Origin of the sequence: uncultured Intestinibacter sp. (genome assembly GCF_902468165.1) — a bacterium.
Classification (GTDB): Bacteria; Bacillota; Clostridia; order Peptostreptococcales; family Peptostreptococcaceae; genus Intestinibacter.
Genome location: NZ_CABQXJ010000105.1, coordinates 1 through 7,913, shown reverse-complemented (window position 1 = coordinate 7,913; position 7,913 = coordinate 1). Strand labels below are relative to the sequence as shown.

At 30.2% G+C, this 7,913-nt stretch carries 5 protein-coding genes; 4 read left to right on the top strand and 1 reads right to left on the bottom strand.

Going from position 1 to position 7,913, the window contains the following annotated elements; genetic code table 11:
• The first annotated feature begins 246 nt into the window (after window positions 1-246).
• From RDX53_RS13350 to RDX53_RS13340, 3 genes are all read left to right on the top strand, one after another.
• On the top strand, window positions 247-885 hold the full coding sequence (locus RDX53_RS13350; RefSeq protein ID WP_295572034.1) for a corrinoid protein: 639 nt from the start codon (window positions 247-249) through the stop codon (window positions 883-885).
• Window positions 886-938: 53 nt separating this feature from the next.
• A complete protein-coding gene (locus RDX53_RS13345) occupies window positions 939-2,315 on the top strand; it encodes a methyltransferase MtaB domain-containing protein (RefSeq protein WP_307994327.1) in 1,377 nt (458 codons plus the stop codon).
• A 217-nt stretch (window positions 2,316-2,532) separates the two neighbouring features.
• Window positions 2,533-3,462, top strand: a complete 930-nt coding sequence (locus RDX53_RS13340; protein ID WP_307994326.1) for a GTP-binding protein — start codon at window positions 2,533-2,535, stop codon at window positions 3,460-3,462.
• Between the two features lie 120 nt (window positions 3,463-3,582).
• Here the strand turns inward: RDX53_RS13340 and RDX53_RS13335 are convergent, their stop codons facing one another.
• Window positions 3,583-4,821 (bottom strand): PocR ligand-binding domain-containing protein, encoded by a 1,239-nt coding sequence (locus RDX53_RS13335; RefSeq protein ID WP_295677687.1) that lies wholly within the window; start codon window positions 4,819-4,821, stop codon window positions 3,583-3,585.
• 478 nt (window positions 4,822-5,299) lie between these two features.
• Between RDX53_RS13335 and RDX53_RS13330 the strand changes: the two genes are divergently transcribed.
• On the top strand, window positions 5,300-7,546 hold the full coding sequence (locus RDX53_RS13330) for a S8 family serine peptidase (protein WP_307994325.1): 2,247 nt from the start codon (window positions 5,300-5,302) through the stop codon (window positions 7,544-7,546).
• Window positions 7,547-7,913: the final 367 nt, after the last annotated feature.

The window sequence follows — 7,913 nt, the reverse complement described above, 5'->3', positions numbered from 1 at the left end:
TCAGCCTTAAATATTGAAATACCAATACCTAAGGCTGATTTATAAAAAATCCTAAAAGGTTTAATAAAAAACAATATAAATTACAATAATTATATTTTAAAAAATACTATTATTTAAGTATAAAAGATAAACAAATCACAAAGAAAGTCAAAAGCATAAACAAAACTTTCTAATATGACAACATGAATCATCATTAAGTAGATTTTAATAATAGTATTTTAATAATTTGGTTAGGGGGAAGGATTTATGGAATTAAGAGAACTTTCATTAGCAGTACAAAAAGGTAGTGGAAAACAATCAAAACAATTAGTTAAAGAAGCTTTAGAACAAGGTATAAAACCTGCTGATATATTAAACGATGGTTTGATTTCTGCAATGGGTGAAATAGGAGATAAATTTAAAGAAGGACAAATATATGTTCCAGAAATGTTAATCGCAGCTAAAGCAATGCAAGCTGGACTTAAAGTTTTGGCTCCATCTCTAAAAGCTGAAGGTGTTGAACCAATAGGAAAAGCAGTTATAGGTACTGTAAAAGGGGATTTACACGATATAGGTAAAAACTTAGTTAAGATGATGATGGATGGCGCTGGTATAGAAATGGTCGACTTAGGTGTTGACGTTCCAGAAGAAAAATTTGTTGAAAAAGCTGAAGAAATAGGAGCAGATATAATTTGCTTATCAGCTTTACTTACAACTACAATGCCGGCAATTGAAACTACTATAAAAGCATTTGAAGAAAAAGGAATTAAAGATAAATATATATTCATGATAGGCGGTGCTCCAGTTTCAGAAGAATACGCAAAACAAGTACATGCAGATTACTATACTACTGATGCAGCAGCTGCAGCAGATGTAGCTAAAAATGTACTTAAATCTAAAAAATAATATAGGCGTTTAAACAATCTGAAAAATAAATAATTATATTGGGAGGAACGGTTATGAGTATAAAATTTAATAAATTGGCATACGATTCAGTTGATGATTTTGTTTATGGTTCTTGTAAGAAACCAGTAACAACTAAAAGCGGTTTAATAATAGGTGGTGGCGAAGTTTATCCAGAATTAAACTTCACATTGCCATCAATGATAGTTAATGAAGATAGTATAAAAGATGCATACCAAATATACAAAGATATGACAAATGGTATATTAAATAGAGCTAGAGAATTATATGCACCAGGAGTAGTTATAGAATATGAAACTCTTCCTGAATTTACTGAAAATCCTAAATGGGGTATTGAAGTAAGTAAGATAATAGTAGATACTATGAAAGAATATGAAGCTAAATACGGTCTAAAATCTGCTTATAGAGCTACTCCAAACGACTTAAGAGAGATGAATAGACCTCCAATTATGAGAAGCGGTAAGTATTGGGAAGCTATGATTGAAAGCTTCGCTGGTTGCTCACAAGCTGGCGCTGACTTTATATCTGTTGAATCTACTGGTGGTAAAGAGTTAAACGACGAAGCTTTAGTAAATGCAGATATTAAACAAGTTATATTTGCACTTGGCGTTTGTGGATGTAGAGATATGAAATTCTTATGGAAAAACATAGCTGATATTTGTAAAGCTAATGGATCACTTCCAGCAGGGGATTCTGCTTGTGGATTTGGTAATACTGCTATGGTACTTGCTGAAAGAGGTATGATACCAAAAGTATTTGCAGCAGTAGTGAGAGTTGCTACAGTTGCTAGAGCTTTAGCTGCTTTTGAAGAAGGAGCTGTAGGGCCATCTAAAGACTGTGCTTATGAAGGTATTTATCTAAAAGCAATTACAGGTTCTCCTATATCTTGTGAAGGTAAATCAGCTGCTTGTGCTCACTTATCTCCAATAGGTAATATAGCAGCTGCTGTAACTGATTTATGGTCTAATGAATCTGTCCAACAAGTTAAATTATTAGCTGAAATGGCACCAGTTGTATCTATAGAACAATTAATTTACGATACAAGACTTATGAATACTGCTACTAAGAAAGGATTTAGAAGAGAATTTAGAGACTTACTTGCTGAATCTGATGCACCACTTGATCCTCAAGCTTATGTATTAAAACCACAAGTTGTATTTGATATAGCAGGCGAATTAGTCAAAGCTGAAAATTCATTTGAAATGACTAAGTTAGGTGCTAAACTTGCTCTTGATAAGATAACTGAAGCTGTAAATAGCGGCGAAGTTTATGTAGAAGAAAGAGAAAAGAAATGGCTAGATATCATAGGAAATCAAATTGAAGATATAGCAGATGATGAATTAGAATTTTATGACGATATGCAAGATGAATTAGATATGGATAAATTTATACCAGCTGAATACGGCTTATAAAATTTAATCTAATATAAATTAAAATAAATCTTATAAATAAAAAGCTTATAATTTTAAACTAAATAAACTTAAGTTGTCCCAAAGTAGACATCTCAAATTTTGGGGCAGTTTCTCTATATATTACAGGAAAATTATTTTTAAATTACAGGATAGGCGTTTAGGTTATAAAAAATGTTTTAGGGTGGTTAAATCTTTTAAAATAAGGGTGGTATGGCTTATGAAGGTAAAATTAGATATTGTATCGGGATTTTTAGGAGCAGGAAAGACTACTCTTATAAAAAAACTTGTGACTGAAGGTTATAGTGACGAAAAAATCGTCGTCTTAGAAAATGAATTTGGAAAAGTAGGAATTGATACTGACATACTCAAAAATACTGGTGTCGAAGTAGAGGAAATAACAGCAGGATGTATTTGCTGTAGTTCGTCGGGGGATTTTCTCTCTTCAATAGAAGATATAATAAATAAATTTAATCCTGATAGGATAATTGTAGAACCTACAGGTGTCGCAAAATTAAGCGAGATATTAAGAGCGTGTAACGATTTTAAATTTAAAAATCTATTTAAAATCAATAATATTATCTCTGTATTAGATGTAAAGCGATTTGACTTTGTATCTTCATACTCCAAGGTATTTGTGGACGATCAAATTGCAGTATCAAAAACTATTGTTTTAAGCAAAAATACAGGTGTTGATATAAAATATATTGAAGGGATGTATTCGTATATCAAAAATATAAATATAAATGCAAATATTATAAACGAAGATATTTACAATATAAGTGGGCGAAATTTGATTGAAGCTATTGAAAATAAAATACAAGACTACGACATGTTAAAAATATTAGATAAACTAGATAAAGACGAGACGAGAAATCCATATCATTTTTCTACATTGGAATTTAAAACAAAGAAATCTATAGATTATAGCGATATAAAGCTTATCTTTAAGTGTTTTGAAGATGAGGATACTTATGGCAAAATTGTAAGGGGAAAAGGGATTTTGCAAAATAGAGATAAAAATTGGTACAAATTTGATTATGTTGAAAATGAAATAAATGAAGAAAGCTATTATAAAGAAGAAAGTGGAGCGATTTGTATTATAGGATACAAATTAAACAAGAAAAATATCTTAAATTTATTTGAATAAAATAAGTTAAAAACAGATATAGCTTTTAAATAATTTAAATTTATTTATTTTAATTTTATTTATATCTTTTTAAAATAGACTTTTCTTATGAAATAAGTTATAAGGAAAGTCTATTTTATATTATCCATTTTGACGATATTGTTTAGGAGTCATTTTCGTCAAGTTTTTAAATACTTTTGAAAAATAGCTTTGATCTTCAAAGCCGACTTCCATAGCTATTTCTACTATAGAAGAATCAGTATTTTTAAGCAGCAGTTTGCTTTGCTCGATTCTTATTTTATTTAAATAATTTGAAAAGCTTACGCCCACTTCTTTTTTGAATACACTCGAAAAATAAGATGGGTTTAGATGTACTATATTAGCGACTTTTTCTAAATTTATATCTTCGTTGTAATGTTCATTTATATATGATATACATTTTTGGATTAATACAGGGTTTTTAGACTCGTTAAAGTTAAATACATTTTGAGTAAAGCTATCTAGCATGTGAACAACCCAATAAGATAGATCTTCGATATTTTTTATATTTGATATTTTATATAAAAACTTGCTATTTAAGTCTATTATCGTATTTGAGTCGGCTCCGCCGTCTATAGACGCCCTAGACAACAATGTGCAAAGCTCTAATGTCTTTGATTTTATTACATTTATATTGTTTCCTGAGGCAAATAAAATACGACCTATCATATCGTTTAGGATATTTTTAGCTCCTATAACATCCCCATTTCTAACTTTTAATAATAATTCCTTTTCTGTTTCATAAGAGTAAAATTCTACATTTTGCTCATCTTTAATAGTCTGTATTTTTTCATTTAAATCAGATTGATGAGAAGCTATTAATCTCTTTCTTTCAAGCTCTTTTTTCTCATCACTTAAAAGACTATAAACTACAATAAACAACAAGTTGCCTAGATGCCTAACTCTTGTAGGGTCTATAACTTGAATACTTCTTATTTTAGATTCTACCATCCCAAGATATTTTAAATCTATATTGAATTTTTGCATAATTTCAGAAATCATAAGTTCATCAGAAAAATCCATAAGTATAGGACCAGCTAGCACAGAACCTCTAAATACACCTTTTTTTATAACTGGAACAGTATAGTGAATAAGCCCAGCAGGACAAAAGAATGTATAAGCTTCTCCTAACGCTTCTGATTGTTTAGCTGCATATAGATGAGTTTGAGAACAGGGATTCATATCTCCTGTAAACTCTTTAAAAAATTTGCAAAAAGGTTCTTCATTCCCAATTGAATACACAGAACTTCCATTTTCATCTAGTAAGACAAGTGGAATATTAGTAGAATAAGAATATGTAGTTAGTGCCTCTTTTAAACTCTCTAAAAATTTTTCTTTCATTACACTTATCACCACAACTTCATATTTTAATTACTTTAATTTATATAAAAAATTCACTACGTTCATATCGCCAAGGACTTCGTCCGTTGCTTAAAAATCGCTTTGCTCATGACGCCAACGAATCGGAGATTACGTTGCTTAAAAATCGCTTTGCTCATGACGCCAACGACTTCGTCCGTTGCTTAAAATTCGCTAGAATTAAAAAAGTTATCTTCTTACTATGTATAAATTTTTAAGTGAATTTCATTTTATATATCCTATAAATAAACATATTATTATACAATTCGATTTTTGCAATCTAAATCCCTTCTTAATTCAAATTATATTTTTAATAAAGTTAAAGATAACTCTTTAGTAAAATATTTATAAATCTTAAAAATGTTATGATTTCGTGATATAATGTAAGGAAAAATTTATAGATTTTATACAATATAAGATGTATATTATCTATAATGACTAAATGATAAGGGGGATAGAGATGATATTAAACAAAAAATTTATACCACTGTTTTTATCTTTATCACTAGTACTTCCTAATATAGGACCTATTTATTCTTATGCTGAAGTAAAGGCAACTTTTAAGAAGGAACAAAAAAAGATTGAAACAGAAAACAATCAAAAACAAAGAGTATCAAATCAACTAGAAGATAAGTTTGATTTAGAAAAAGTATCAGGAAGTTATGTGGCAAAACACATAAATAAATACAACTCTAAAGAAAACTTTGAGTATGCTGTAAAAGAAGTTTTAAATTATTATTATGACAAAGAACAAAGTAAAAAGATAAATCAATTTAAAGCAGTTATAGACTCTAGGGCAGATGATTTAATAAAAGATTACGAAGATGCATCAGAAGAAAAACAAAGTGATGAAGAGTTAGGTTATAAACCTGGTGAAGTCATTGTTGAATTTGAAAATGATGTAAATAAAGAGTTAAAAGAAACTGTTGTAGACAATCTAGACGGAGAAATAGAACAGCTTATGGGAAAAAATATAGGTGTAGTCGATATATCAAACTCTGAAACTGTAGATAAGGCGATAGAAAACTACGAAGACAGTAGTTTTATAAAATCAGTACAGCCTAATTTCTCATATAAAACTACGTCTAGCTCTAGTACATATAAAGCTACAACTAGTACTAATGATGAGTACAGCAAGGCACAATACTATTTAAAAAGTTTAAAAATATACGAAGCTTGGGACTACTTAAAAGACTACAAAACATCTAAAGTAAAAGTAGCAGTACTAGATACTGGTATGGATGTAAATCACCCTGACTTAAAAAGCAATTTATATCTTGCAGTAGATGCTGAAAACAACTATTCTCAACTTACTAAAGATAAAAACTATCATGGGACGCATGTATCTGGAATATTGGCAGCTACAACTAATAATGCTATCGGTATTTCAGGTATTGGAAACAACAATATAGAGCTTATGAATATAAATGTATTTTGGGGAAACAAAAACAGCGCAGAAGCTTTTACAAGCGATATTTTAAACGGATATAATTACGCCGTTAAAAAGGGCGCACAAGTTATAAATATGAGTCTTGGTAGATTGGTAGACGATAATTTTTATGAAGATGCAGATAAAGAACAAGATAAATTATTAGAGCAGGCTATAAATAACGCCAAAGCAAAGGGAATTGTCACTGTTTGTTCAGCAGGTAACAACAACAGCACTATGAAGTTTTATCCTGCTGATTTTGACTCTTGTATATCTGTAATAAATATAGATCAAAACGACCAAAAGGCGGCTGATTCAAATTACGGAACTAAAAAGGATATATCTGCATATGGAGTAGATATATACAGCACAATTCCTTATACCAATGGACAAAGATATATGTATGACAGCGGAACGTCTATGTCGGCGCCAATAGTGTCTGGTATTGTGGCTATGATGAAGTCTAAAAATCCAAACGCTACAGTAGACGAAATAAAATCAGCTCTATATTCTACGGCTGACGATATAGGTAGACCGGGAAAAGACAGTTATACGGGATACGGCAAGGTAAATGCCTTAAAAGCAGTAAAAGCTATAGGCGGTGGAACACTTATAAATAAACAAAATACAAGTACAGACAACAAAAACAATACATCTGTACCTAATAAAAATAACACTACAAATAATAAGAATAACACCACTGTCGACAAAAATAATAATATAGCTAATAAAAATAATACAACTGTAAACAAAAACAATGCCACAACTAATAAAAATAATACGGTAGCTAAAAAGAATATGGCTACACTTACGATAAATACTTTAAATTCATCTAGTACATATATAAGCGGTAAGGCGCTAAGCTCCGCTACTATTAAAGTATATAACTCAAAAGGCAAGATTATAGCTTCTGGCAAAGCTTCAAATAATAAATACAGTATTAAAATACCTAAGCAGCCTGGCGGCTCTACTATAAAAGTAGTAGCTTCTAAGACTAATTACAACTCAAAGAGCGCTACAACTACAGTATTAAAACAATTTGGCTCTTTAACATGTAACAATATATATAAAACTAGCACGAGTATAAGTGGAACAGGAACAAAAAACGCCACTATAAAAGTTTATGTAAATAAAAAGCAAGTGGGAAAACAGACTACAGTAAATTCTAAAGGAAAATACAAGGTGTTTATTCCAAAACAAAAGAAAAATACTGTGATAACTATTCAGATGTCTAAATCAGGATATGTTACGAAGAGTATTAATAGGACTGTAAAATAAATAATTTTAAAATGTAAATAGATCTTTACTTAAAATTATTAAATGACATAAAAATAATAAAAATCCCCCTATATAGAGTGTTCTACTATATAGGGGGATTTTTATTTCTAATGAAAGCTAATTTAAAGAAATATACAAAATCGCCCTCGCCATAAGCGAAGCAAATTTAAAGCAACAGTATCTTCGATTTGTTGGTGCTATGAGCGAAGCGAATTTTAAGCAACGAAATCTTCGATTTGTTGGTGCTATGAGCGAAGCGAATTCTAAGCAACGAAATCTTCGATTTGTTGGTGCTATGAGCGAAGCGAATTCTAAGCAACGAAATCTTCGATTTGTTGGTGCTATGAGCGAAGCGAATTCTAAGCAA

Coding starts and splice junctions, on each gene's coding strand:
- RDX53_RS13350 (WP_295572034.1), top strand. CDS start 247: ATGGAATTAAGAGAACTTTCATTAGCAGTACAAAAAGGTAGTGGAAAA.
- RDX53_RS13345 (WP_307994327.1), top strand. CDS start 939: ATGAGTATAAAATTTAATAAATTGGCATACGATTCAGTTGATGATTTT.
- RDX53_RS13340 (WP_307994326.1), top strand. CDS start 2,533: ATGAAGGTAAAATTAGATATTGTATCGGGATTTTTAGGAGCAGGAAAG.
- RDX53_RS13335 (WP_295677687.1), bottom strand. CDS start 4,821: ATGAAAGAAAAATTTTTAGAGAGTTTAAAAGAGGCACTAACTACATAT.
- RDX53_RS13330 (WP_307994325.1), top strand. CDS start 5,300: ATGATATTAAACAAAAAATTTATACCACTGTTTTTATCTTTATCACTA.